This window comes from Collinsella aerofaciens (assembly GCF_015554145.1).
Taxonomy (GTDB): Bacteria; Actinomycetota; Coriobacteriia; order Coriobacteriales; family Coriobacteriaceae; genus Collinsella; species Collinsella aerofaciens_AA.
Genome location: NZ_JADNHZ010000009.1, coordinates 44,576 through 69,145, shown reverse-complemented (window position 1 = coordinate 69,145; position 24,570 = coordinate 44,576). Strand labels below are relative to the sequence as shown.

At 62.8% G+C, this 24,570-nt stretch carries 23 protein-coding genes; 9 read left to right on the top strand and 14 right to left on the bottom strand.

What is annotated here, in order from left to right; translation table 11 throughout:
- Positions 1–55 precede the first annotated feature (55 nt).
- From I2E13_RS05080 to dnaK, 5 genes are all read right to left on the bottom strand, one after another.
- Positions 56–2,356 (bottom strand): hydratase, encoded by a 2,301-nt coding sequence (locus tag I2E13_RS05080; protein WP_195404371.1) that lies wholly within the window; start codon positions 2,354–2,356, stop codon positions 56–58.
- Positions 2,357–2,745: 389 nt separating this feature from the next.
- The gene (locus I2E13_RS05075) at positions 2,746–3,162 is read right to left on the bottom strand and encodes a heat shock protein transcriptional repressor HspR (protein WP_117773726.1); all 417 of its coding nucleotides are present in this window, start codon (positions 3,160–3,162) and stop codon (positions 2,746–2,748) included.
- Between the two features lie 72 nt (positions 3,163–3,234).
- Entirely contained in the window at positions 3,235–4,200 is a 966-nt protein-coding gene (locus tag I2E13_RS05070; protein ID WP_195404370.1) for a DnaJ C-terminal domain-containing protein, read from the bottom strand.
- Between the two features lie 107 nt (positions 4,201–4,307).
- Positions 4,308–5,150 (bottom strand): nucleotide exchange factor GrpE, encoded by an 843-nt coding sequence (locus I2E13_RS05065; RefSeq protein ID WP_195404369.1) that lies wholly within the window; start codon positions 5,148–5,150, stop codon positions 4,308–4,310.
- Positions 5,151–5,152: 2 nt separating this feature from the next.
- Positions 5,153–7,042, bottom strand: coding sequence for a molecular chaperone DnaK (gene dnaK / locus I2E13_RS05060; protein ID WP_117793941.1), 1,890 nt, complete (start codon positions 7,040–7,042; stop codon positions 5,153–5,155).
- A gap of 440 nt (positions 7,043–7,482) precedes the next feature.
- Here dnaK and I2E13_RS05055 point away from each other — a divergent pair, with 440 nt between their 5' ends.
- The gene (locus tag I2E13_RS05055) at positions 7,483–7,734 is read left to right on the top strand and encodes an indolepyruvate ferredoxin oxidoreductase subunit alpha (protein ID WP_158564522.1); all 252 of its coding nucleotides are present in this window, start codon (positions 7,483–7,485) and stop codon (positions 7,732–7,734) included.
- Between the two features lie 242 nt (positions 7,735–7,976).
- Here the strand turns inward: I2E13_RS05055 and I2E13_RS05050 are convergent, their stop codons facing one another.
- The 5 genes from I2E13_RS05050 to I2E13_RS05030 all read right to left on the bottom strand — a co-directional run bounded on the left by I2E13_RS05050 (position 7,977) and on the right by I2E13_RS05030 (position 12,577).
- A complete protein-coding gene (locus I2E13_RS05050; RefSeq protein ID WP_117735380.1) occupies positions 7,977–8,522 on the bottom strand; it encodes a transcription repressor NadR in 546 nt (181 codons plus the stop codon).
- Complete coding sequence (nadC, locus tag I2E13_RS05045; RefSeq protein ID WP_195404368.1) at positions 8,522–9,382, bottom strand: carboxylating nicotinate-nucleotide diphosphorylase; 861 nt, start codon at positions 9,380–9,382, stop codon at positions 8,522–8,524. The genes I2E13_RS05050 and nadC overlap by 1 nt, the downstream gene beginning before the upstream one ends.
- A 3-nt stretch (positions 9,383–9,385) precedes the next feature.
- The gene (locus I2E13_RS05040; protein ID WP_195404367.1) at positions 9,386–10,789 is read right to left on the bottom strand and encodes an L-aspartate oxidase; all 1,404 of its coding nucleotides are present in this window, start codon (positions 10,787–10,789) and stop codon (positions 9,386–9,388) included.
- A 28-nt stretch (positions 10,790–10,817) separates the two neighbouring features.
- Positions 10,818–11,843 (bottom strand): quinolinate synthase NadA, encoded by a 1,026-nt coding sequence (gene nadA / locus I2E13_RS05035; protein WP_195404366.1) that lies wholly within the window; start codon positions 11,841–11,843, stop codon positions 10,818–10,820.
- Positions 11,844–12,001: 158 nt separating this feature from the next.
- Entirely contained in the window at positions 12,002–12,577 is a 576-nt protein-coding gene (locus tag I2E13_RS05030) for a hypothetical protein (protein ID WP_195404365.1), read from the bottom strand.
- Positions 12,578–12,713: 136 nt separating this feature from the next.
- On the opposite strand from I2E13_RS05030, the gene trxA reads away from it, so the two are divergent.
- From trxA to I2E13_RS04990, 8 genes are all read left to right on the top strand, one after another.
- Positions 12,714–13,034: a thioredoxin gene (trxA, locus tag I2E13_RS05025; protein WP_195404364.1), complete on the top strand. Its 321-nt coding sequence runs from the start codon at positions 12,714–12,716 to the stop codon at positions 13,032–13,034.
- 221 nt (positions 13,035–13,255) lie between these two features.
- Positions 13,256–13,504 carry a hypothetical protein gene (locus I2E13_RS05020; protein WP_118080198.1) on the top strand — a complete coding sequence of 83 codons (249 nt, stop codon included), beginning with the start codon at positions 13,256–13,258 and terminating at the stop codon, positions 13,502–13,504.
- Between the two features lies 1 nt (position 13,505).
- Positions 13,506–14,018: a nickel-responsive transcriptional regulator NikR gene (gene nikR, locus I2E13_RS05015; protein WP_118205863.1), complete on the top strand. Its 513-nt coding sequence runs from the start codon at positions 13,506–13,508 to the stop codon at positions 14,016–14,018.
- Positions 14,019–14,060: 42 nt separating this feature from the next.
- A complete protein-coding gene (gene hypF / locus I2E13_RS05010) occupies positions 14,061–16,529 on the top strand; it encodes a carbamoyltransferase HypF (RefSeq protein WP_195404363.1) in 2,469 nt (822 codons plus the stop codon).
- Positions 16,530–16,660: 131 nt separating this feature from the next.
- Entirely contained in the window at positions 16,661–16,921 is a 261-nt protein-coding gene (locus I2E13_RS05005) for a HypC/HybG/HupF family hydrogenase formation chaperone (RefSeq protein ID WP_089573632.1), read from the top strand.
- Positions 16,921–18,036 carry a hydrogenase formation protein HypD gene (hypD, locus tag I2E13_RS05000; protein ID WP_271817599.1) on the top strand — a complete coding sequence of 372 codons (1,116 nt, stop codon included), beginning with the start codon at positions 16,921–16,923 and terminating at the stop codon, positions 18,034–18,036. The genes I2E13_RS05005 and hypD overlap by 1 nt, the downstream gene beginning before the upstream one ends.
- Positions 18,037–18,117: 81 nt before the next feature.
- Positions 18,118–19,152, top strand: a complete 1,035-nt coding sequence (gene hypE, locus I2E13_RS04995) for a hydrogenase expression/formation protein HypE (protein WP_118093985.1) — start codon at positions 18,118–18,120, stop codon at positions 19,150–19,152.
- 105 nt (positions 19,153–19,257) lie between these two features.
- The gene (locus I2E13_RS04990; RefSeq protein ID WP_089573630.1) at positions 19,258–19,926 is read left to right on the top strand and encodes an HAD family hydrolase; all 669 of its coding nucleotides are present in this window, start codon (positions 19,258–19,260) and stop codon (positions 19,924–19,926) included.
- Positions 19,927–20,401: 475 nt separating this feature from the next.
- On the opposite strand, the gene I2E13_RS04985 is transcribed toward I2E13_RS04990, so the two are convergent.
- From I2E13_RS04985 to I2E13_RS04970, 4 genes are all read right to left on the bottom strand, one after another.
- On the bottom strand, positions 20,402–20,959 hold the full coding sequence (locus I2E13_RS04985; protein ID WP_035136614.1) for a hypothetical protein: 558 nt from the start codon (positions 20,957–20,959) through the stop codon (positions 20,402–20,404).
- A 235-nt stretch (positions 20,960–21,194) separates the two neighbouring features.
- The gene (locus I2E13_RS04980; protein ID WP_055310775.1) at positions 21,195–21,731 is read right to left on the bottom strand and encodes a PTS sugar transporter subunit IIA; all 537 of its coding nucleotides are present in this window, start codon (positions 21,729–21,731) and stop codon (positions 21,195–21,197) included.
- Between the two features lie 140 nt (positions 21,732–21,871).
- Positions 21,872–23,311 carry a glycoside hydrolase family 1 protein gene (locus I2E13_RS04975; RefSeq protein ID WP_195404362.1) on the bottom strand — a complete coding sequence of 480 codons (1,440 nt, stop codon included), beginning with the start codon at positions 23,309–23,311 and terminating at the stop codon, positions 21,872–21,874.
- 248 nt (positions 23,312–23,559) lie between these two features.
- Complete coding sequence (locus I2E13_RS04970; protein WP_195404361.1) at positions 23,560–24,561, bottom strand: AraC family transcriptional regulator; 1,002 nt, start codon at positions 24,559–24,561, stop codon at positions 23,560–23,562.
- Positions 24,562–24,570: the final 9 nt, after the last annotated feature.

Here is a 24,570-nt window from a genome sequence, read left to right as displayed (position 1 = left end):
GCGAAGCGCGTGAGCGAGCGGGAAAGGGTAAGCCCCGGGCGGACAATTAAGTGCGCTACTCGGCAGCGGCCTTGAACTTGTTGTAGTTGATCAGGCAGCCGGCCTTGACGATGGCACGCTCCTCGGCCGTCATATCGGCAATGTAGAGCTCAATCTGCTCGACCGAACCGTCGGCACGCACCACGTAGGCAGCGATGTTCTTCAGGTCGCCATCGAGCGCAGCGCGAATCCCCGGCACAAAGACGTAATCGCCCACCTCAAAGTTGGGCTCTGCCTCCATCTGGAAGGGCACCATGCCCCAGTTCATCACGTTGGAGCGATAGCGCTTGGTGGCGTACTCGTGCACGATGTTGGCCAGGCCGCCAATGACGCGCTGGCAGCTCGCGGCCTGCTCGCGGGCGCTGCCGTCGCCCGGCTTCTTGGCGCAGAGCATGGAGCCGTACTCGGTCGCCTTGGCATCGGCCGCGACGCCCACGCCGGCCAGTGCCTCAAACACGCCGGCAAGCTCGGCATCGAGCGCCGCCAGGTCGCCCGCGGACTCGCCGGCAACGCGGCGCTTCTCCACGGCGTCGACCTCTTTGCTGCGACCCACGTAGGCCGGGTCGCGGCGGCTGAGCGTAAACTCAGCCAGACCCAGCGGGTTGGAGCGGAAGGAGCTCGTCTCGCCCGAGGGAATGAGCTCGTCGGTCGTGGTGACCGGGTCCATGATCTTGGAGCACACCTTGAGCAAGATGTCGTCGCCGAGCGGTTCCATCGTAGGCCACGGCTTGATGTTGGGACCCTCGACCAGCTCGTCGGCCGGCTCGGCCTTGCCAAAGCCCCAGTACACGCGCTTCTTGTACGGCGCGTCGTCGAAGGTGTACTCGCAGGCCTCGTCCCAGGTGTCCTCGGGCAGGTCGGTCGCCGGCGTCAGGACGCCGCCGTTGGCTGCGGTCGCCGCGATGGAGCGAGCGTCCATCAGGGCCACGGCGCTTAGCTGGCCATTGCCCGGCTTGGAGCCCTCGCGGTTGGGGAAGTTGCGCGTGGTGTGGCGGATGGACAGGCCGTTGTTGGCAGGTGTGTCGCCGGCGCCAAAGCACGGGCCGCAGAACGCTGTGCGCACGATCGCGCCGGCCTCCATAAGGTCGTACATATAGCCGCGGCGCGTAAGCTCGAGCGCCACGGGCTGGCTCGTGGGATAGACCGACAGCGAGAACTCACCGCAGCCGGTGTTAGCGCCCTTGAGCACGCGGGCAGCCTGGACCACGGAGTCGTAGTTGCCGCCTGAGCAGCCGGCGATAACGCCCTGCTGCACATGCAGCTTGCCGTCGACGATCTTGTCGAGCAGGCTAAAGTGCGTCTTGCCCTCGCCGATCTTGGCGGCCTCGAGCTCCACCTCGTGCAGGATGTCCTCGAGGTTCTCGTTGAGCTCGTCGATCTCAAAGCCGTTGGAAGGATGGAACGGCAGCGCGATCATGGGCTTGATGCTCGACAGGTCGACCTCGACGCAACCATCGTAGTAGGCGACATCGGCGGGCTTGAGCTCGCGGTAGTCGTCGCCGCGGCCGTGCATGGTCAAAAACGCGTGCGTGTCCTCGTCGGTGGCCCAAATGCTCGACAGACAGGTGGTCTCGGTGGTCATGACGTCGACGCCGTTGCGGTAGTCGGTCGTCATGCTCGCGATGCCGGGGCCCACGAACTCCATGACCTTGTTCTTAACGTAGCCCTTGGCAAAGACGGCGCGGATGATGGCAAGCGCCACGTCGTGCGGGCCGACGCCGGGACGCGGGGCGCCCGTGAGGTAGATGGCCACGACGCCGGGATAGGCGACGTCGTAGGTGTCGCGCAGCAGCTGCTTGGCCAGCTCGCCGCCGCCCTCGCCCACGGCCATGGTGCCCAGGGCGCCGTAGCGGGTGTGCGAGTCGGAACCCAGGATCATCTTGCCGCATCCGGCGAAGTTCTCGCGCATAAAGGAGTGGATGACCGCGATGTGCGGCGGGACGAAGATGCCGCCGTACTTCTTGGCCGCAGAAAGGCCAAAGACGTGGTCGTCCTCGTTGATGGTGCCGCCCACGGCGCACAGCGAGTTATGGCAGTTGGTGAGCACGTAGGGCAGCGGGAACTGCTCCATGCCCGAGGCACGCGCCGTCTGGATGATGCCGACGAAGGTGATGTCGTGGCTCGCCATGGCGTCGAAGCGAATCTTGAGCGCCTCGGGGTCGCCGGACGTATTGTGTGCCTGGAGGATCGAATACGCGATGGTGCCACGCTTGGCATCCTCGGGCGTCTGCGTAATACCGCGCTCAGCAGCCTCGGCCGCAGGCACAACTTCGCTGCCACGGCGCAGGTAGATGCCGTCCTCGTACAGCTTGACCATACTGTCTCCCACTCTGCCCAAAAGATTTGGGCGCATAGCATACATTCGTTCAATATCGTGCCATAGAACGGTTGCGAGTGGGTTACGAATCTGCACGTTCACTTTATCTCAGTAAAGCATAGGACGAGTCCGGTGTGGGCCGGCAGATTTGGTGCAAGAGTGTCCCTTTCGACTAGTCATTTAAGAACGTCCCCAATGACTAACGCATCCGGAGCAAGGCAACGCCGCAGGTAGAGGACGGACAGCGAGCGACGTCCAGAGCGAACAAGTTGGCATGAAAAAGGCAAGGCATAGACCTTCTGGTCATGCCTTGCCTTTTGAATGACAAATTGTCGCTCTGGGCGGCGCGCAGCGTCGAGCCGTTACGCCGTTCGGTAGAACGGCGTAACCTACAAGTCCCCGCCGGTGCCCAGTAGTTTGCGCATGACTTGCTCGGGGTTGACCGAGCCGTCGCGCGGGGCAAGGGCGGTGATCTTCTTCTGCATCTTGTACTCGTGCAGCTCGTCCTCGAGCTGGCGCACGCGAGCGCGGAGCTTTTCGTTCTCGTGCTCACGCTCCTCGGCGCGCTCCTTCATATCGAGGATACGCACCACACCGGCAAGGTTGATGCCCTCGTCGGTCAGCTGGTTGATGAGCTCCAGGCGCTCGATATCGGCACGCGAATACAGGCGCGTATTACCGCCCGAGCGCTGAGGATTCACCAGGCCCTTGGACTCGTAGACGCGCAGAGTCTGCGGGTGCATGCCGGTCAGCTCGGCCGCCACGCTGATCATGTACAGCGGTTTGTTCCTATTGTCCTCGGCCATGCTACCTGACCCCTTTCCGTCTCGTTATCGTCCATCATAAACCCGCGGGCGCGGGCGTGCGCCACGACCGCCCTAGTACGTCGCCTTGTAACGGTTGACCTTCTCGCGATAATCGCGCGTGTCGGCCTCGCGCAGCTTGGTCATGGCATCGCGCTCATCGTCGGACAGGCTCGTGGGAACCTGCACCTTGATCTCGACGAGCAGCGCACCCGTGCGGCCGCGATGCTTAACGTCGGGTGCACCCATCTCCTTAAAGCGGAACTTCTTGCCCGTCTGGGTACCCGCGGGCACCTTCAGACGAACCGTTGCACCGCCTGGCGTGGGCACGTCTACCGTGCAGCCGAGTGCCGCCTCGTAGACCGAAATCGGCACCTCCATGGTCACATCGGCGCCCTTGCGCTTAAACAGCGGGTGCTCCTCCACGTGCGTGGTCACGACCAGGTCGCCGCGCTCGCCGCCGGCGACGCCGTACTCGCCGCGACGCTTGTAGCGCAGCTTGCCGCCATCCACGGCGCCCGCAGGCACCGAGACCGTGATGGTCTGCTGCTCGCCCGTCGAGGGAATGCGGTAGGTGACCTTGTGCGTCACGCCGCGAAACGCGTCCTCGGCCGTCACGTCGACGGTCAGCGACAGGTCGCCGCCCTTGCGCGCGCGACTGCGGCCCGCGCCGGCACCGGCATTACCCGCAGCCCCAGCAAAGCCAGAGCCCCAATCGCTGCCCCAGGCGCCGTTGCCGCTAAAGATGCTGTCGAAGATATCGCCCCAGCCGCTCGCACCGGCGCCGGCACCGTAGCCGCCGCCGTACGCGCCGCCCGCGCCCGGCATGCCGCCGAACATGAGCATCTGGTCGTACTCTTTGCGCTTCTTCTCGTCCGAAAGCGTCTCGTAGGCCTCGCTGATCTCCTTGAACTTGGCCTCGTCGCCGCCGGCATCGGGGTGATATTTTTGCGCGAGCTTGCGAAACGCGCTCTTGATCTCTTTGTCGGAGGCGCTCTTGGATACGCCCAGGATGTCATAGAAGGTTTTGCCTGCAGCCATCGTAGCTCCTCTCCTGTTTCATCCACCGTCCAGCGGGCGGCGGCTCATGCTTTCATATGGCACTAGGCCAGAAAGGGCCCCGGGTGTTGCCCCGGGGCCCTTCTCAATTACTCCTCGGTGCTCTCGGCCGTGTCGGCCGCAGCATCCTCGGGCGCCGCTTCGGGCTCCGGTGCGGGGCGCTTCTCGCCACCGTAGGTCACCGTCACCATCGCGGAACGCAGGATGCGGTCCGCCATGCGGTAGCCCTTCTGGTACACGTCGTTGACGGTCTCGTCGTACTGCGACGCGTCCTCGACGCGACCCACGGCCTGGTGCTCGAGCGGATCGAACGCCTCGCCCTTGGGGTCGATGGGCTCAACGCCCTCGTGCGCAAACACATCGAGCAGCTTGGCATGCACCGCATCGACGCCGTCGACGAACTGCTTAAAGTCGTCGGCAAGCTCCTGGCTGCGGGCATGGTCGATCGCACGCTCGATATCGTCGACCACCGGCAGCAGCGCGGTGACGAGCTTCTCGGTCGCGCGCTCGCGCTCGGCGATGCGCTCGTTGGCGGTGCGACGACGGAAGTTCTCCCAGTCGGCCTGCAGACGGGCGGTGCGCTCGGTGGCGTCCTTTGCCTTGTCCTCGGCGGCCTTCTGAGCCTCTGCCGCAGCATCGAGCTCATGACGAACGTCGGCAAGCTCCTTCTGGGCCTGCTCGAACTTGAACTTAAAGTCGTTGTCGGCGGCTTCCTCACCGGCGCGGATAGCGGCTTCCACCATCTCGTCCTCGGTCATCGTCGCCTCCTTGTTGGAATCCTCTACCTGGTTCTCGGCAGCCTCGGCGGCCGGGGCCTCGTTGGCCTCGGTATCGTCTACGGCCTCTACGGGAATCTTCACGTCCTTCTCCTCAGAGTCAACGGGGGCGGCGCTGGCGGCAGCCGCCTCCGTGCGAGCTTTACGGGCGGACATGATTACTTGTCCTCGTCGTCTACAACCTCGTAGTCGGCGTCGACCACATCGTCGTCGGTCTGGGCGCCGGCGGCACCGTCGGTCTGCTGCTGAGCGTCGGCGTAGACAACCTGAGCCAGCTCGTAGGCCACGGACTGCAGGGACTCGCCAGCGGCCTTGATGGCCTCGACGTCAGAGCCCTCGAGCGCCTTCTTGGCGTCGGCGATAGCGGCCTCGGCCTTGGACTTCACATCGGCGGAAACCTTGTCGCCCAGCTCGTTGAGGGTCTGCTCGGTGGAGTAGCACAGGCTGTCGGTCTGGTTGCGGACCTCGACCTCTTCCTTCTGCTTCTTGTCCTCCTCGGCATGAGCCTCGGCGTCCTTGACCATACGATCGACTTCGTCGTCGGAAAGCGCGGTAGAGCCGGAGATGGTGATCTGCTGCTCCTTGCCGGTGCCCTTGTCCTTAGCGGAGACCTTGACGATGCCGTTGGCGTCGATGTCGAAGGTGACCTCGATCTGCGGCACGCCGCGGCGGGCGGCCGGGATACCGGTCAGCTGGAACTTACCAAGCGACTTGTTGTCGCGGGCAAGCTCGCGCTCGCCCTGGAGCACGTTGATCTCGACGCTGGTCTGGTTGTCGGCAGCGGTGGAGTAGACCTCGGTCTTGGAGGTCGGGATCGTGGTGTTGCGGTCGATCATCTTGGTCATGATGCCGCCCATGGTCTCGACACCCAGCGACAGCGGGGTAACGTCGAGCAGCAGGATGCCCTCGACGTCGCCGGTGAGCACGCCACCCTGGACGGCAGCGCCGTCGGCAACGACCTCGTCGGGGTTCACGGACATGTTGGGCTGCTTGCCGGTCATGGTCTTGACGAGCTCCTGGACGGCGGGCATACGGGTGGAGCCGCCGACGAGGATGACCTCGGTCAGATCAGAGAGCTTGAGCTTAGCGTCGCGCAGGGCGTTGGTGACAGGCTGCTTGCAGCGCTCGAGCAGGTCGCGGGTGATCTTCTCGAACTCGGCGCGGGTCAGCGTGTAGTTGAGGTGCAGCGGGCCGGACTGGTTCATGGTGATGAACGGCAGGTTGATGGTGGACTGCTGGGCGGCGGAGAGCTCCTTCTTGGCGTTCTCGGCGGCCTCCTTCAGACGCTGCAGGGCCATGGGGTCCTGACGCAGGTCGACACCGTTCTCCTGCTGGAACTTGTCGGCCATCCAGTCGATGACGCGCTGATCCCAGTCGTCGCCGCCCAGGTGGTTGTCGCCCGAGGTGGACAGAACCTCAAACACGCCGTCGGCGAGGTCGAGGATGGAGACGTCGAAGGTGCCGCCGCCCAGGTCGAAGACCAGAATGCGCTGGTCGGAACCCTGCTTGTCCAGGCCATAGGCCAGAGCAGCAGCGGTCGGCTCGTTAACGATACGCTTGACGTTGAGGCCGGCGATCTTACCGGCGTCCTTGGTGGCCTGACGCTGGGCGTCATTGAAGTAGGCCGGGACGGTGATGACGGCGTCGGTGACGGTCTCGCCCAGATACTTCTCGGCGTCGGCCTTCATCTTTGCGAGCACCATGGCGCTCACCTGCTCGGCGGTGTAATCCTTGCCCTCGATGTCGACGACGGCACGGCCGCCCTGACCCTCCTTAACCTCATACGGCACGGTCTTGAGCTCGGAGGTGCACTCGGAGTACTTACGGCCCATGAAGCGCTTGATGGAGAACACGGTGTTCTTGGGGTTGGTGACAGCCTGGTTCTTAGCGGCCTTACCCACGACGCGGTCGCCGTCGGCACGGAAGCCCACGACGGACGGGGTAGTGCGGTCGCCCTCGGCGTTCACGATGATGGTCGGAGAACCGCCCTCGAGGACGGCCATAGCGGAGTTAGTAGTACCAAGGTCGATACCAAGAATCTTGCCCATTAGAAATTTCCCTCTCTCTTGTGCGTTTGCGCCGCCTCGGCGGTCTGTCGCGCGGTGCTTCGGCTTGTCTTTCAGGATGTAGTGTATCCCCTTATGGGCCGGAATATACAAAATCTAAGTCAATTCATATAAGATTTCTTATTACTCAGAGTTTAGGTTCGCAAAATCTCAGGTAGAAGCGCTATTTGAGTTCTCGGCAAATCTATTGAGATCTATGTAGAGATGGCTGAGGTTTGGGTCCCGGAGCTCTGCATGTCATTTCTAGCCCGTCCACAAATGGCAGGATACTTGCTCAATCGCTCAATATTTTGAGTCACCTTTAGCTAACATTTGCGCAGCTCGGCGACCCCACCTGCGTGTTTTTTAGTAAGCCGCGGCATACTCGGCGAACGGTATGAAGATGCCGGCCAGAGGGTATTGCAAACGGTCGCTCCCGTGGTATGTTTTTGCCCGAATCAAACCGACGCGCATCGCCTGTAGCGTCGGTCAACAGAGAGGAAACTACCATGGCTCATCCCGTAATTGATGCCGACGAGTGCATCGCTTGTGGCGTTTGCGTCGACTCCTGCCCCGCTGGCGTTCTGGAGCTCCAGGACGTCGCTACCGTCGCTGACGAGGACTCCTGCGTCGCCTGTGGCGCTTGCCAGGACGCTTGCCCCGCTGGCGCGATCACCGAGATCGTCGAGGAGTAACAACTCCCCCACTTGCACACTCAAAAGTACACCGTGCACAATAAGGAGGCCTCCGCATCGCCGCGGAGGCCTCCTTATTTTGTTTGTGCGGATAACTAATTTGGCACCGCCGCAGGTTGAGCATAAGTCAGCGAAAACGCCCCTAAGCGAGCAAGGTGACGTGAAAGAGGAGGGAAGCGTACTTTGGTACGCGACCGACGATTGAACGTCAGATTGCCGCTTAGGGGCGTTTGCAGCGTCGGCTACGATAGGTCGCCCTCGTAGGGCATAAGGTCTGCGAGGTAGCCTTTCTCCTTGAGCATAGTCTCGATCTCGTCGAGGGTCTGCTCGTCTTCCGCCGCGATGCGATGGAAGTGGTAGCCGCTCGTCACCGTCAGCAGCGGGAAACTCTTGCCGCTGGCAATACCCTCCAGATAGCGCTCGATATCGCGGCGGTTACGAATGTCGAGGTCGGCTGTGATCTTGCCGTACACGCGGTGGTTGACGATCACGTTGAGCACGGCGCCGCCCGCGTCGACGATACTCGTGAGCTCGTCACCCGCCTGCTCAACACCATGGTGCACCTTGACCAGGCGCGTGGGCACCGCCGGGCTGCTCGGAGCCTCCTGCAGCACGTAGCCGCGATTGGTGGCAACGATGTCGTGCCCATCGGCACGCAGCAGGGCGATGTCCTGCACGACAACCTGGCGGCTCACACCCACCTCGCGCGCAAGCGCACCGCCCGATACGGGGCCTTTGGCTCCCTCGAGCACGCCCATGATGGCACGGCGACGCTCGCGGGCATCCATTATTTACCGTCCAGCAGACGCAGGTGCTTAAGCGAGAGGTCGAGGATCGGCGCGGAGTGCGTCAGCGCTCCCGAGCTAATAAAGTCGACGCCCAGGTCGGCAAGCGCGCGAATATTGCTCGCGTCCACGTTGCCCGAGCACTCGGTCTTGGCGCGGCCGGCGATAAGCTCGATGGCGGCAGCCATGTCATCGTGGGTCATGTTGTCGAGCATGATGATATCGGCACCGGCCTCCACGGCCTCGCGCACCATGTCCAGGTTCTCGCACTCAATCTCGACCGTCGTGGTAAACGACGCGTGGGCACGCGCCATCTCGATCGCGCGTGGCACGCCACCGGCGGCGTCGATATGGTTGTCCTTGAGCATGACGGCCGTCGACAGGTTGTAGCGGTGGTTGCTGCCGCCGCCGATCTCGACCGCCGCCTTCTCAAACACGCGCATGCCCGGCGTGGTCTTACGTGTGTCGACGAGCACGGTCTTGGTTCCCTCGAGCGCCGCGGCCATCTGGTGCGTGTAGGTAGCGATGCCGCTCATGCGCTGCAGGTAGTTGAGTGCCACGCGCTCGCCCGAAAGCAGCACGCGCGCGTCGCCGCGCACCTGACCCACATGGTCGCCGGCGTGCACCTCGTCACCGTCGGCAACATCAAACAGCACCGAGCTCTGCGAATCCAGCAGCTCAAAGGTACGAGCAAACACATCCAAGCCGGCGATGATGCCGTCGGCCTTGGCGATAAGCTCAACGGTAGCGGGACGCGCCGTGGGGCACACGCTCGCCGTGCTCACGTCCTCAAACGTAATGTCCTCGCGCAGAGCCTGCAGAATCAGATCATCGACGACGAGCTTCATGGTAATGGGATTCATGGTCTACTCCTCCACGGCCTGCGTGCCGGCGGCACGGGCCAAATCATCGATTGCCAGGGTGTCGGCGCTCAGAGCGCGATGGCGGCCATCGAGCGCGGGGTCACCCGCCTGCTCCACGGCCAGCGACTCGCCGGTACGCATGTACCAGGCGGCACGGCGGCCCCAGACCAGCGCCTCGAGCAGGCTGTTTGAAGCCAGGCGATTCTTGCCGTGAACGCCGTTGCAGGCTGTCTCGCCCGCGGCATAGAGCTCGGGCATCGAGGTGCGGCCGTCCTTATCGACCCACACGCCGCCCATAAAGTAGTGCTGCGTGGGCGTAACGGGAATGGGCTCGTCCAAGATGTCGCGGCCGTCCTCCAGACAACGCGCGCGGATGTTGGCAAAGTGCCCGGTCACCACGTCGCGCTCGACGGGGGCAAAGCTCAGCCACTCGTGCTCGGTACCGTCGAGCTTCATCTGCTCGCGAATAGCGGCGGCGACCACATCGCGCGGCTGCAACTCGTCGGTAAAGCGCTCGCCGGCGGCGTTGAGCAAAATCGCGCCCTCGCCACGGCAGCTCTCGCTGATCAGGAAGGTGCGACCCGGCTGCGGCGAGAACAGCCCCGTGGGGTGGATCTGCACGTAGTCCAGGTGCTCCATCTTAATGCCATGCTCCTGCGCGATGTAGCAAGCGTCACCCGTGAGCTGCGGGTAGTTGGTCGAGTGGTCGTATACGCCACCGATGCCGCCCGTCGCCCACAGCGTATGGCGGGCATGGATCTTAAACGGCTCGCCGGCATGCACGCCCTCGGCGGCACTTGCCAGTTCGTCGGCGGGACGAACCGAGTTGTCCTCGTCCACGGAAACGGCGACGACGCCGATACACACCGTGGCGCCGTCACGCTCGCCCGTCAGGATGTCGGTCATGGCCACGTGCTCCAAAATCTGCACGTTATCCAGCTTGCGAACGGCCTGGAGCAGCTTGGTCGTGATCTCCTTGCCCGTAATGTCGGCATGGAAGGCAATGCGCGGGCGGGTGTGCGCGCCCTCGCGGGTAAAGTCGAGGCTGCCGTCGGCCTTGCGCTCAAAATCCACGCCCATCGCCAGCAGGTCGTTGATGACCGAGCGGCTCGAGCGGATCATGATGTCGACGCTCTCGCGGCGGTTCTCGTAATGGCCGGCGTGCATGGTGTCCTCAAAGAAGGCATCGTAGTCCGTGCCCTCGGGCAGCACGCAGATGCCGCCCTGCGCGAGCATCGAGTCGCACTCGTCGACCGCGCCCTTGGAGAGCATGATCACGCGCGTGCTCGTCGGCAGGTTGAGCGCCGCGTACAGGCCCGCCACGCCGCAGCCGGCAATGACGACGTCGCACTCCATATCGGGGTATTGCTTGGTTTCCACAGGAATCCTCTCCCTTGAATGTGGCATAAGGGACCATCCCTCATGCCACATTGTTCTAGCGCGCTGCGTACTCGAGCATACGGTCGAGCGTAAGTTTGGCCTGTTCGGCGGCCTCGTCCGACACGCCGATCTGCACCTCGCCCTCGCCCGTCTCCAGGCAGCGCACGAGCTTTTCGAGCGTGATGAGATCCATGTTGACGCAGGTGGGCTGCACCGCGGGGAAGTAGAACTTCTTGCCGGTGCCCTGGCAGCGGCGCTCGAGCTCGTAGAGCACGCCACGGACCGTCACGATAATGAATTCGCTCGCGTCCGACTCCTCGGCATACTTGATGATGCCGGCGGTGGAGCCAATGTAGTCGGCCTCGGCAAGGACATCGGCCTTGCACTCGGGGTGCGCCAGCACGAGCGCGTCGGGATGCGCCTCTTGCGCATCGACGATCTGCTCGACGGTGATGATATGGTGGCGCGGGCAGTAGCCATTGTTGAGGATGACGTGCTTTTGCGGCACCTGCTCGGCTACAAAGCGGCCCAGGTTTTGATCGGGGATAAACAGGACGTGCTGCTGCGGCAGCTCGGACACGATCTTGACGGCGTTGGAGCTAGTGACGCACACGTCGCTCCAGCTCTTGATCTCGACCGTCGAGTTGACGTAGCAGACCACGGCCAGGTCGTCGCCATACTCGGCGCGGGCGGCGTCGACCGTCTCGCGCTTGACCATGTGAGCCATGGGGCAGTCCGCGCCTGGCTCGGGCAGCAGCACGGTCTTAGTGGGATTGAGCAGCTTGGCGCTCTCGCCCATAAACTCCACGCCGCACAGCACGATGGCCTGCTGCGGCAGGCTCTTGGCGAGCTTTGCCAGGTAGAAGCTGTCGCCGACGTAATCGGCTACGGCCTGCACCTCGGGCGCCACGTAATAGTGTGCCAAGATCACCGCGTCGCGTTGGGTTTTTAGTTGCCGAATGGCCTCGACGAGCTCTGCGGGCACCAATGCCGCGCGCTCCGTTGCCGTCGTTGCCGATGCTAGGCCGGCCGCGATATCGCGTGCAAGCTCCGATGCATCCATGTTCGCGCTCTGTGCCATCAAGGCCCCTCTCTTTTGGCGAATCTTGGGGCTTTAGTATGACACCTAGGTTTACAGCTGACAAGACAGCTGTAAACCTAGGTGTAAAGTTGAAATAATAATTCAATGATGGACGTACCCGTGTCGCCCGTAATCGGGACTATGGGCTAACTAGACCGTTACAGCGGCGCGGCCGCCGGGGTCAGCTGCTTGATGTAGGCCCACATGCGCTGCTTAGCGGCCTTGTCGGTGAGTGCCGCCTCAAAGCCGTCGAGTGCGAGCACGCGGCGGCCCTGCACATGGGCGACCAGACCGGGCTTGAGCATGGCGGTGTCGAAGTCATCGATCGCCACGAGCATATCGGCGTAGGTTTCGCGCATGACATCGGCCGCGCTGTTGTCGAGCAGTAGCACCGCCTCGGGGTCCAAGGCCTCAAGCGCCTCGCGGAACAGCTCGCACGGCAGAGTCTCGCCCACCGTGACCGCTCCGTCACCTGTGCCGGCGACGCTTGCCAGCACGCAAAAATCCTCGGGCGCGTAGCCGATGGCCCCAAGCGCCTTGCGCAACGCCGCGCCATCCGGGCCGGCGGCAAGCTCGCCACCCGAACGCTCGGCCTCGTCCAAATCGCCTTTGACCAGCACGATCGGCGAGCACGCGTTGCCCACGATGCGCACGCCACGGACCGCAAGCGATGCGAGCTCCTGCTCGGCCGCCTGGGCGATGGCTTCTTTTTTCTGGCTTTGTGACGTGGACATGCGCTCTCCAATCGTTTGCGTGCCCACCATTATATAAAAGAGCTGCCCGCGAGTGGTTGCTTTGCGGGCGGCTGGGTATAAGCACGGTCGTACTGAGTTTTACGCGGCCGAGCCGCATCGCATTATGGAGGTCACCATGGCTGACATTAAGCAGATTACCCCCGAGAACTTCGATTCCATCGTTAACGACAACCTTCCCGTGCTGGTCGATTTTTGGGCGCCCTGGTGCGGGCCCTGCCGATCGCTCTCGCCCATCGTGGACGAGGTAGCCGACGAGCTGGCCGGCAAGCTTGCCGTTGCCAAATGCAACGTCGACGACAACCAGGACCTGGCCATGAAGTATGGCGTCATGAGCATCCCCACGCTGATTGTGTTTAAGAACGGCGAGGAGATTGACCGCTCGGTTGGCGCTCTGCCCAAGGCGAGGCTGCAGGCGCTGCTGGAGAAGCATCTGTAATACGCTTGTTACTTACCCGCCGTCCATGAGCGGTTTTGCACCGCTCGCCGGACTGCCGGGTGCGGCGCGTGCGACCACGGATAGTATGGTAGTCACAAACAGCCCCCAGTGAACGGGTGCGAGTCGCACAGACTCGCACCCGTTTTCTTATGCAGCTGCGCATAGAGCGAGCGTAGTAAAATCTGAACCACTGAACTGCCCCATACAAAAGGAGATTTCCCATGCATGACGTTGGAATGAACATGAGCCAGCTTGCCATGAGCGTCAAGCAGGTCGACGACACCATCGAGCTCGCTCACGAGTGGAGCCATCAGCTGCTGCATGCGACCGAGAATTTTGACATGGAGCGCATCGGCGCCAAGCTCGAGGCAGCCATGACTGCGCTGCACGAGGCCCACGACGCACTCGAGGGCTACGAAGAGGCCATCGAGGCCGACCACAACTCCGTCGGCTCCGTGAAGCTGGTGTAACGTGGCCGAACACGAGCACGGCTGCGGGTACGAGCACGAGCATCCGCACGGGGCGGACGGTGACGCGGGCTGCCACTGTAGTGGTTCCGGCTCCGAGCTGGTCCGCTTTTCGGTTACCGCACCGGACGACCTGCTGCGCCGTTTTGACGAACAGATCGCGCGCCGCGGCGACGTGGCCAACCGCTCCGAGGCCGTGCGCGACCTGATTCGCGCCTCGATCGCCAAGGAGCAGATGCGCACGCCCGATGAGCATGTTATCGGGTCGCTCACCATGATCTACGACCACCATACCGGCGACCTGACGCGCCGTCTGGACGAAGTGCAGCACGACTACACCGACGAGATCGTATCGACCATGCACGTGCATCTGGATCACCACAACTGCTTGGAGATTCTGGCGCTCAAGGGTCGCGGCGAGCGCGTCTACGAACTAGCCGACCGTCTGCTGGGCCTGCGCGGCGTTAAGCACGGCGAGCTCACGTGCGCCGCCACCAAGCAGAGCCTGGGGCTGTAGCGCACCTGTCCCTATTTGGTCGGTTTTGATGAGGGGTGTCGCATGCGGCATGTGCATATTCATGTAACGGGCATTGTGCAGGGCGTTGGCATGCGGCCGTTTGTGTATCGCGAGGCCATGGCGCATGGCATTTGCGGATGGGTGCTCAACGCGGGCGACGGCGTGCATATCGAGGCGCACGCTCCGGCCGATGCGCTCGATGCTTTTGTTGCCGCGCTTTCTGAGCATGCGCCTGCGGCAGCCCGCGTTGAGCGAGTCGATATTGCGGATTTGGGGCCTGGCGGTTGGAGCGCTGCCGGTGAGCAGGGCTTTCGCATTGTGGCATCGCAGGACCAGACCGCGCACACGACGCTCGTCTCGCCCGATATCGCTACCTGTGACGATTGCCTGCGCGAGTTGTTCGATCCCGCCGACCGACGCTATCACTACCCCTTTATCAACTGCACTAACTGCGGGCCGCGCTTTACCATCATCCGCTCGCTGCCTTACGATCGAGCGGCCACCTCGATGGATTGTTTTCCCATGTGTCCCAAGTGCGCCGCGGAGTATGCCGACCCACTCGACCGGCGTTTTCACGCGCAGCCCGATGCCTGCTTTGATTGCGGGCCGCATATCACGTGGCGCGAAGCGAGCGTGGGCGATGAGCCGGGCGAAGCCGCCGCGTTGCCGGCCGTCGGCACCACGCGCGAGACCAGCGACGCCATTATCGACCGCTGTGTTGAGCTGCTGGCCGGTGGCGGTATCGTCGCCATCAAGGGTCTGGGCGGATTTCACTTGGCATGCGACGCTTCCAACGAGCAGGCGGTAGCCGAGCTTCGCCGCCGCAAACGCCGCAGCAACAAACCGCTTGCCGTTATGGTACGCGACCTTGCCGACGCTGAACGCCTGTGCCATGTCAACGACGTTGCACGCGGCTTGCTGGCCGGCAGCATTCGCCCCATTGTGCTGCTGCGCCGACGTGCTGCTTGCGAGAGCGGCGGCTCCCCCGACGCCCTCGCGCTCGCGCCGTCCGTCGCGCACGACCTTCCAGAGCTCGGTGTTATGCTCCCCTACACCCCGCTTCAGCATCTGTTGCTTGCCGCGGCAGAAGCCCGCGGTATGCACGCGCTCTTCATAACCAGCGGAAACCTGAGCGAAGAGCCCATCGAGACCGATGACGATCTTGCCTGGGAGCGCCTCGTTGCCGCCGGCATTGCCGACGCGCTGCTCGGCAACGACCGCGCGATTCTCTCGCGCTACGACGACTCCGTGGTGCGCGTGGTCGACGGCGCCGTTATGCCCGTGCGCCGCGCTCGCGGATATGCACCCCAGCCGCTGCCGTTGCCGGCGCTCGACGGCGCTCCGTCCTGCGTGCTCGCCTGCGGGCCACAACAAAAGGCCACGATTGCGCTCACGCGTGAAGGGACGAACGGCGAGGCAACCTGTTTTGTGTCGCAGCATATCGGCGATGTTGAAAACGGCGAGACCTTCGATGCCTGGAACGCCGCGCGCACGCGCTTGGAAGATCTCTTTGACTTGGCGCCCGCCGCCTTGGCCTGCGATTTGCACCCCAGCTATCTATCGAGCCAGTGGGCGCGCGAGCAGGCACGGGAGCACAATCTGCCACTCGTCGAGGTGCAGCACCATCATGCGCATATCGCGAGCGTAATGGCCGAGGCCATCGCCGCGGGCCAGCTTACAACCGACGCGCGTGTCCTTGGCATCGCCTTCGACGGCACCGGCGCCGGCACCGATGGGACCATTTGGGGCGGCGAGTTTCTTGTTGCCGGCCTTGGCGGCTTTGAGCGCGCCGCGCATTTGCTCACCTGGGCGCTCCCCGGCGGGGCGGCCTCCGTGCGCGGCGGCCGCCGCAACGCCTTTGCCCTGCTCAGTGAGCTCGGTCTGCTCGAGCACCCAGGCGCCGCTCGGCTTTTGGACAGCCTCGACGAGCAAACGCGCAGCGTGACAGCCACCATGATCGAGCACGGCATCAACAGCCCGCGCACCAGCAGCATGGGGCGTCTCTTTGATGCCGCGGCAGCAATTCTGGGCATCTGCGACAAGGCAACCTACGAGGGCGAGCCTGCCATAGAACTCGAAGCCGCCGCCTGGCGCGCGTTCAGCAGTGAAAGTGCCTGCCCCACCGGCAATATGGCCAGCTTTTCCGTAACCGAATCATCCCGTCCGGACGACTTCCATGTTCTGAACTCCAGACCGCTTTTTGAGGCGCTTTTGGAGGGAATCAGGACCGGCGTGCCCGCCGACAAGCTCGCGCTCGACTTCCATGTCACCATCGCCCGCGCGTCGGCCCGCATCGCAAGCGAGATCTGCGTCCGTGAAGACCTCGACACCATCGCGCTCTCGGGCGGCGTGTTCATGAACCGACTCCTGCTTCAGTTCCTCACCCGCGAGCTCAAAAGCGCAGGCCTTACTGTCCTTGTCCCCCACACCGCACCCGTCAATGACGGCTGCATCGCCTACGGTCAGGCGGCGGTCGCAAGCGCTCGTCTTGCGCAGACAACATCGCGATAGGCTGTTTTGCCAGCCTGCGCGCCGCCGTCTCACAGGTGTAACGCGTTTGCTCGTGACTCCCGCGAGCGCTACCATCAACTGATGGGTAATTAGGCGCCTATCCAGCGCAAAACGTATAAAAGGGGAACATTATGTGCCTTGCCGTTCCCGGTAAAGTGGTCAAACGCGACGACGACCTTAAGGCGACCGTCGACATGATGGGCATCGAGCGCCCCGTTTCGCTGCGCCTCGTGCCGACGGCACAGGTAGGCGACTATATTCTCGTGCACGCCGGCTTTGGCATTCAGATTGTCGACGAGCAGGAGGCGCAGGAGACGCTCGACCTGGTCAACACCATGACCGAGCTGGTCGAAGAGGACCAGCTCGCCACCAACCCGGCCGAGGCATACTAGTGGCGGCGGCGCAGCCGGCTCGCTCCGGTATCGACTTTTCGGCATTTCGCGATTCCAAGCTGGCTCGCGAGCTCATCGATCGTATTCATGAGCTTGTCGGCGACCGCGCCATCAACCTTATGGAAGTCTGCGGCACGCATACCGTGAGCATCGGGCGCTATGGCTTTCGCTCCATTATGCCGGCCGGGCTCAAGCTGCTGAGCGGACCGGGCTGCCCCGTCTGTGTTACCGCCAACCGTGACATCGACCACGCAATCGCGCTCGCCAACATAGACGGCGCCATCATCACCACCTTTGGCGACATGATGCGCGTGCCCGGATCATCCACCTCGCTCGCTGCGCAAAAAGCGGCAGGGCGTGACATTCGCATCGTCTACTCCCCGCTCGACGCGCTCGATATCGCCGAACACAACCCCGACCGCCCGGTCATCTTTATGGGCGTGGGTTTTGAGACCACAACGCCCACCATCGCCGCCGCCATTTTGGAGGCCGATGCACGCGGACTCCAGAACTTCTCGGTCTACTGTGCCCACAAGACCACGCCGCCGGCGCTGCGCGCCATCGCCAACGATCCCGAGACCACTATCGACGGCTTTATCCTGCCGGGCCACGTCGCCACCATCACGGGCTTAGCCCCCTTTGGCTTTTTGGTCGACGAGTTCAATACCCCGGGCGTGGTCACAGGATTTGAACCGGTCGATATCCTGCAGGGCATCTGCATGCTGGTCCAGATGGTTGTCGAGGACAGGCCCACGATCGACAACGCCTACCGTCGCGGCGTCAATGCCGACGGCAATCCCGTGGCGCGCCAGCTGGTCGAGCAGGTATTTGAGCCGTGCGACACCACATGGCGCGGGCTGGGGCTGATTGCCAACTCGGGCCTTTCCATCCGCGCCGAGTTCTCGCGCTTTGATGCCCGTGCTCGCTTTGACGTGCCCGTTGAGGCGACGGTCGAGCCGCGCGGGTGCCGCTGCGGCGACGTGCTGCGCGGGGCCATTACGCCGAGCGACTGCCCTCTGTTCGGCCGCGCTTGTACACCCGAGCATCCCATCGGCCCCTGCATGGTGAGTTCCGAGGGCAGCTGTGCAGCATATTTCCGCTACCGAGGCTGTTAGGTTCCGCCGTTCTAACGAACGGCGGACCGGTCGACGCTGCACCTCACCCATATAATTCCGTCCTCGATTGGAGTTTTCGATATGTCCCGTACTGCCACCGATAGCACTGTCCTGTTGGGCCACGGCTCTGGCGGTCAGATGATGAAACGCATCATCGATGAGGTCTTTTTGGATGCCTTTGGGTCGCCCGAGCTGCTCGAGGGCAACGATGCCGGCGTCGCCGCGCTGCCCACGAGCGGGCGCATCGCCATGTCGACCGACAGCTTTGTAGTCTCGCCGCAGTTCTTCCCCGGGGGCAACATCGGCCGCCTCGCTGTATGCGGAACCGTCAACGACGTCGCGACCTCGGGCGCCAACGTACGCTACCTATCGTGCGGCTTTATCCTCGAAGAGGGCTATCCCATGGATAAGCTCCGCCAGATTGTGCAAACGATGGCCGAGACGGCGCACGAGGCGGGCGTGGCGATCATCACCGGCGACACCAAAGTGGTCGAGCGCGGCGGGGCCGACGGCGTCTACATCAATACCGCCGGCGTGGGCGAAGTGCCCGTGGGCGTAGCGCTCAGCGGCGCCAACTGCCAGCCCGGCGATGTCATTCTGGTATCGGGTACGCTGGGCGACCACGGTATCGCCATCATGAGCCAACGCGAGGGCTTGGCGTTTTCGAGCACCATCGAAAGCGATGCCGCGCCGCTCAACCACCTGATTGCCGATGTGCTTGCCGCAGCACCCGAAACACGCTGCTTCCGCGACCCCACGCGCGGCGGCCTGGCGTCCACGCTCAATGAGTTTGCCCAGGCCAGCGGCGTTGCCATGGAGGTCGACGAGGATGCCGTGCCTGTGCGCCCCGACGTGCAGGCAGCCTGCGAGATGCTCGGCTATGACGTGCTGCAGGTAGCAAACGAGGGCAAGATGGTTGCCGTGGTGCCGGCCGAGCAGGCCGATGCCGCGCTGGCAGCCATGCGCGCCGCGCGCTACGGCGAGAATGCCGCTATTATCGGTCGCGTGCTGCCGCTTGCCGAGGACGCCCGCCCCGCCGTGCGCGTGCGCACCGGCTGGGGCTCGACCCGCATCCTCGACATGCTCGTAGGAGAGCAGCTGCCGAGGATTTGCTAACGACAAAGGCTCAGGGCTATTAAAGATATTCAGATTCCAAACATGCCCGGCACGCATGCCAAGTATCATGGGGTGCGTTTTACAACTCAAGCGGCAGGAGCACCCATGGCAGCAGCTTTTTCCCATGTGATCTTTGATCTGGATGGCACCATCCTCAACACGCTCGAGGACCTGGCGGCCGCCGGCAACCATACCTGCGAGACGCACGGCTGGCCCACGTTTGCCGTAGACGAGTACCGCTACAAGGTGGGAAACGGCATGCTCAAGCTGGTCGAGCGCTTTATGCCTGCCGAGTATGCGGGCGACGGCCGTATGTTTGAGCAGACGCTTGCCGAGTTTAGGGCTTACTACGGCGAGCACAAGGAGGACCACACCGCACCGTACGCCGGTACGATCGAGATGCTCGACCGCCTGCGCACCGCGGGCGTGCAGCTTGCCGTGCTCACCAACAAGGACCATGTTTCGGCCGCTCCGCTTATCGAAAAATACTTTGGTTCCGAGCGCTTTGCGCTGGTGCAGGGCCGCGTCGATGCGTTTCCTCCCAAGCCCGAGGCGCCTGTTACGCTGCATGTGATGGAAGAGCTAGGCGCCGACCCGGCAACCACGCTCTATGTGGGCGATTCCAATGTCGATGTTCTGACCGGTCACAACGCCGGCCTCAAGAGCGCCGGTGTCAGCTGGGGCTTCCGCGGCCGCGCAGAGCTGGAGTCCGCCGGCGCCGACTACGTGGTGGACACCCAAGACGAGCTCGCGGCGCTGATTCTGGGCGAGTAGCGGGGCTGTCGCTCAACACGGCTGCATAGATTCTGTCGCGCGGAAAGCGCATCCCGTTTTGCCGCCCCAGAATGGGATGCGCTTTCCGGTTGAGCCTTGTCGGGGAAACGGCATCCCGTTTCAGAGCAATATTCCGGGTCGCACTTTCCACAACCCACCCCATCCGGAAACCGCGACCCGCTATTCGGCCAAATACCGGCTCGTATTTTCCCGAGCATTCGATGCAACGCTGGCGCAAGGAGTGTCCCCAACTGCCGGCAGAAAAGGAACGTCCCCAAGTGCCGCCCCAATGACTACCATGGCAACGCCGCAGGTAGAGGACGGACAGCGAGCGGGCACCAGAGCGAACAAATTGGCATGAAAAGAGGACGGCATAGACCTTCTGGTCATGCCGTCCTCTTTGAATGACAAGTTGTCGCTCTGGTGCCCGCGCAGCGTCGAGCAGTTGCGGCGTTTGGTAAAACGCCGCAACAAACTAGCTCAGCATTGCATCCATCATCTCGGAGTTGACGGAGTCGTCGGCAGACCACTCGCCGTCGTCGTTGCAGGTGTACTTGAAGATAACCGTGGTCTTCCTGGGCTCGGTGGCCTTGGTCACATCGACCATAACCTGACCGGCCATCTTGTACAGCTCGTCATCGGAAGGAACCGTATCAAGCGCGGCGACCTTCTCCTGATACTGGGTGGAGAAGTCCTCGACGATCTTGTTCATGGACTTGCAGGTGATAGAGACCTCGGCGGTCGCGACACCCTTGTCCTCGTCAACCGTCACGTCGCCGATCTTGTAGTCAAAGCCCTCGAGATAGGTCTTGGCATACTCCTTGGGATCGATACCCAGCTGCTCGAACTCATCGCCCGAAGCCTCCTCCAGACCAGAGAGGAAGTCGTCGCCACCGTTCTTGACCTCGTCAAACTGCGTCGTAAGATCCTCGGTGATGAGCTCCTCAACCGAAGGACCTCCACAGCCGGAAAGCACGACCACGCATGCAACCAAGACGGCCATGAGGGGCGCAAGCAGCAGCTTCTTTTTCATGTTGTTCCTCCCAATGAGCGGCACCGCGCTTCCCAGACGCGGCGCACGTCGTAACAGCAAGTCCATATTAGCGGCCAGGCCCAACCCCCTGCGTCACAAAAGCGCAGGCGGCTCAATTTGACGAACGAACGGCCTATAAAGCAAGCCCCCTGCAATAAAATGCGCCCACTCGGCCCATTAAAAAAGGGCGGCCGGATAACCCGACCACCCTTGCACATCCTTATGTTGTCGCAGTTTACTTGCGGACGACCTTGACGATGGCGTCGCCGGCGGCGACAGCGGAGTCGGCCTCGACGGCGAGCTCAACGTCGGCAAACTCGGCGGTGTTGGACACGGCCACGACGACACAGTCCTTGTAACCGGCAGCAGCGATCTTGGCGCGGTCGATCTTGAGCATGGGCTGGCCAGCCTTAACGACATCGTCGGCCTTGACGAAGCCCTCGAAGCCGTCGCCGTTCATGTTGACGGTATCGACGCCAACGTGCACCAGAACCTCGATGCCGCTATCGGACTGCAGGCCCACGGCGTGACCCATGGTGACGGTCACCTTGCCGTCGCAGGGAGCGTAGACCAGATCGTCCTCGGGCCACACGGCGCAGCCCTTGCCCAGAACCTCGCCACCAAAGACGGGATCGGGCACGTCGGCCATCTTGATGACCTTGCCCTTGACGGGCGAGCACAGCACGTCGGCGCCGGCAGAAGCAGAGATGGAGGCCGGAGCAGCGGCAGCCGCGGGCTCAGCCTTCTTCTTGAACATGTCAAACAGACCCATACGTTTTCTCCTCTTGATTCAGCGCAACGTTGTGCGCATGCCTATGGTGATTATAGTGCCAAATGGTTCAAATGCTAAGGTGGGGACTCGAATCACGAGCCCATCCCAAGGCTTTTCCCCGGTGGCACTCATCTTGTCGATTAAGCCAGGCCCTCGGCACCGTTGGACTTGATGATCTTCTGGTAGGCGAAGAAGCTGTCCTTGCGGCGGCGCTCGTAGGTGCCGGTGCCGTCATCGTACTTATCGACGTGGATAAAGCCGTAGCGCTTGCGCATCTCGCCGGTGCCGGCCGAGACCAGGTCGATGGGACCCCACCAGGTATAGGCAATCAGGTCGACACCGTCCTCGATGGCCTCGCCCATGGCTTTGACATGGCTCTGGAGGTAGGCGATGCGGTACGGGTCGTGGATGGAGCCGTCCTCCTCCACCTCGTCGTAGGCGCCCATGCCGTTCTCGACCACCATCAGCGGAATCTCGTAGCGGGCGTAGATCTCGTTGAGGGCGATACGCAGGCCCGTCGGGTCAATCTGCCAGCCCCAGTCGGTGCTCTCGAGGTAGGGATTCTTGCCGCCAAAAGCCATGTTGCCCTCGGTCATCTCGTGGTCCTTGTGGGTGCCCACAGTGCCCGACATGTAGTAGCTAAAGGTGTAGAAGTCGACCTTGCCGTCGGCGATGTCCTGCAGGTCGCCGTCGGCGATGTTAAGCTCGATGCCGTTCTCGTCCCAGAAGCGCTTGGCGTAGAACGGGTATTTGCCGCGCACCTGCACGTCGGAGCAGTACCAGTTCATGGTGTTCATCTCCTGCTGGGTGGCAAGGACGTCGGCCGGGTCGCACGTGGCGGCATAGGACAGGCTAAAGCAGTCCATGTTGCCCATCTTGAGTTTGGGGAAGTGCTCGTGCGCATAGCGGATGGCACGGCCGCTCGCCACAAACTGGTGGTGGAGAGCCTGGAAGCGCTGCTGCGGGGTGGTGTGGGCGCCGGAGGCCGGGCCCTCGTAGCCGCGAATCATGCTGGTCTCAAAGAGGTTGCCTAGGTCCAGGGTGCCACAGTTGATCTCGTTGAAGGTGAGCCAGTAGGTCACCTTGTCGTGATAGCGCTCGAGCACGGTCTGGGCATAGCGCTCAAAGAATCCGATAAGCTCGCGACTCTCCCAACCGTTGTACTTCTCGACCAGGGCATAGGGCATCTCGTAGTGGCTAAGCGTAACAAGCGGCTCGATGTTGTGCGCGCGCAAGCAGTCGAAGACACGGTCGTAGAAGGCGAGGCCGGCCTCGTTGGGCTCGGCATCGTCACCGTTGGGGAAGATACGGCTCCAGGAGATGGACATGCGGAACATGCTAAAGCCCATCTCGGCAAACAGCGCGATGTCTTCCTCGTAGTGATGGTAGAAGTCGATACCGTCGTGATTGGGGTAGAAGCGGTTGGGGTCGATGTCAATCGTAATCTGACGTGGCTCCTTGTAGCTGCCGCCCAGGAAGTGGTCATCTACGCTGGGGCCGCGGCCGTCAACGTTCCATGCGCCCTCAAACTGGTTTGCGGCCGTGGCGCCGCCCCAAAAGAATCCCTCGGGAAATCCCATATGTGCCTCCTCGCAACGGGTTTTATGTACTGAACCGAGTATCGCGCGCACTTGGGCGCCCAAGGCGCGGAGACGCCGCATTGGACACTTCTTTTCGCCCCAGCGCTTCCGCCGGCTGACACTTTTTGATACCGAGGCCTAGACGAGGCAAAAATCGACCTGACGGCCACCCTCCGACCCGGGTAGATGAAACGAAACGACCTATTTAGATGTGGCATATCGATAGCTAAAAGCCCGCCCCGCCTTGCTCATCCACGGTATGTTGCCGGCGTGCAGCCGTAGGCGGTGCGGAACTTGCGATAGAAAAAGCTCATGTTCTCATAGCCAACGGCACGCGCCGCCGCCTCGGCCGTGGCACCCGCGCGCAAGAGCTCCGCGGCACGCGCGAGCCTGCGCTCCTGGACCAGCTGTCGGTAGGTCTTTCCCACATGCTGCTTGAGCAGCGCCGACGCGTAGTTAGGGCTCACATGAAAGCGTGCCGCCATCTCCTCGAGCGAGCAGGCGGCAAACGAGCGCTCGATGTAGCCGAGCATCCCTGCCACGAGCGAGGCCGCGCGCCCCGACTCATCGCGCCCCGCCACCGCGCCGTGCACGAGCTCGCGCTCATAGCAATCCATGAGCTCGGCCAACAGAAGCTGAAACAGGCGCAGAACGATCTCGGCGCTGTTGAGGCTCGGCTCGTAGCGTTCGCAGAGCATCTCCTGCATGTAGCGCCGCACGCGCCGGCTCTCCCCGCAGCGAAAGCGCACGTGCCCGCGATGGTCGGTCTCGCTGTTGAGCGCGTTAAACAAAAACCGCGATACCGCACTCCCGCGCGAGAGGCTCGCCTCGAGGCTGCGCTGTAAAAAGGTGCGTGAAACGGTCATACTCAACATGATGTCTTCCTCGCCGAGCGCCGCCACCGCATGCGGGCAGGCGGCATCGAGCAGCAGCACCTCGTTGCGTTCGAGCACGAGCTTCTCCCCCGCAACCGTCTGCGGACAGCGCCCCCGGTACACATAGCTGATCTCAACGTAGTCGTGCACGTGCTCGGGTACCGCGTTAAAGCGCGAGTTTCTCCTGATCATCAGGCCAGCTGGCATCCCAGCCTGAGTATATTCCGTCCCAATCTGCCCGATCTTTCGCACCGACCGTCCATCGACCTCAACGCGCTCGGTCATGATCGACCAGTCAAAGGGAGCCTCGTCCCTATATCGCCTCTCGCTGACGCTCAGCTCGCTCAGCCGGCGCTCGAGCTCCAAGATCTCCATGGCCCCACC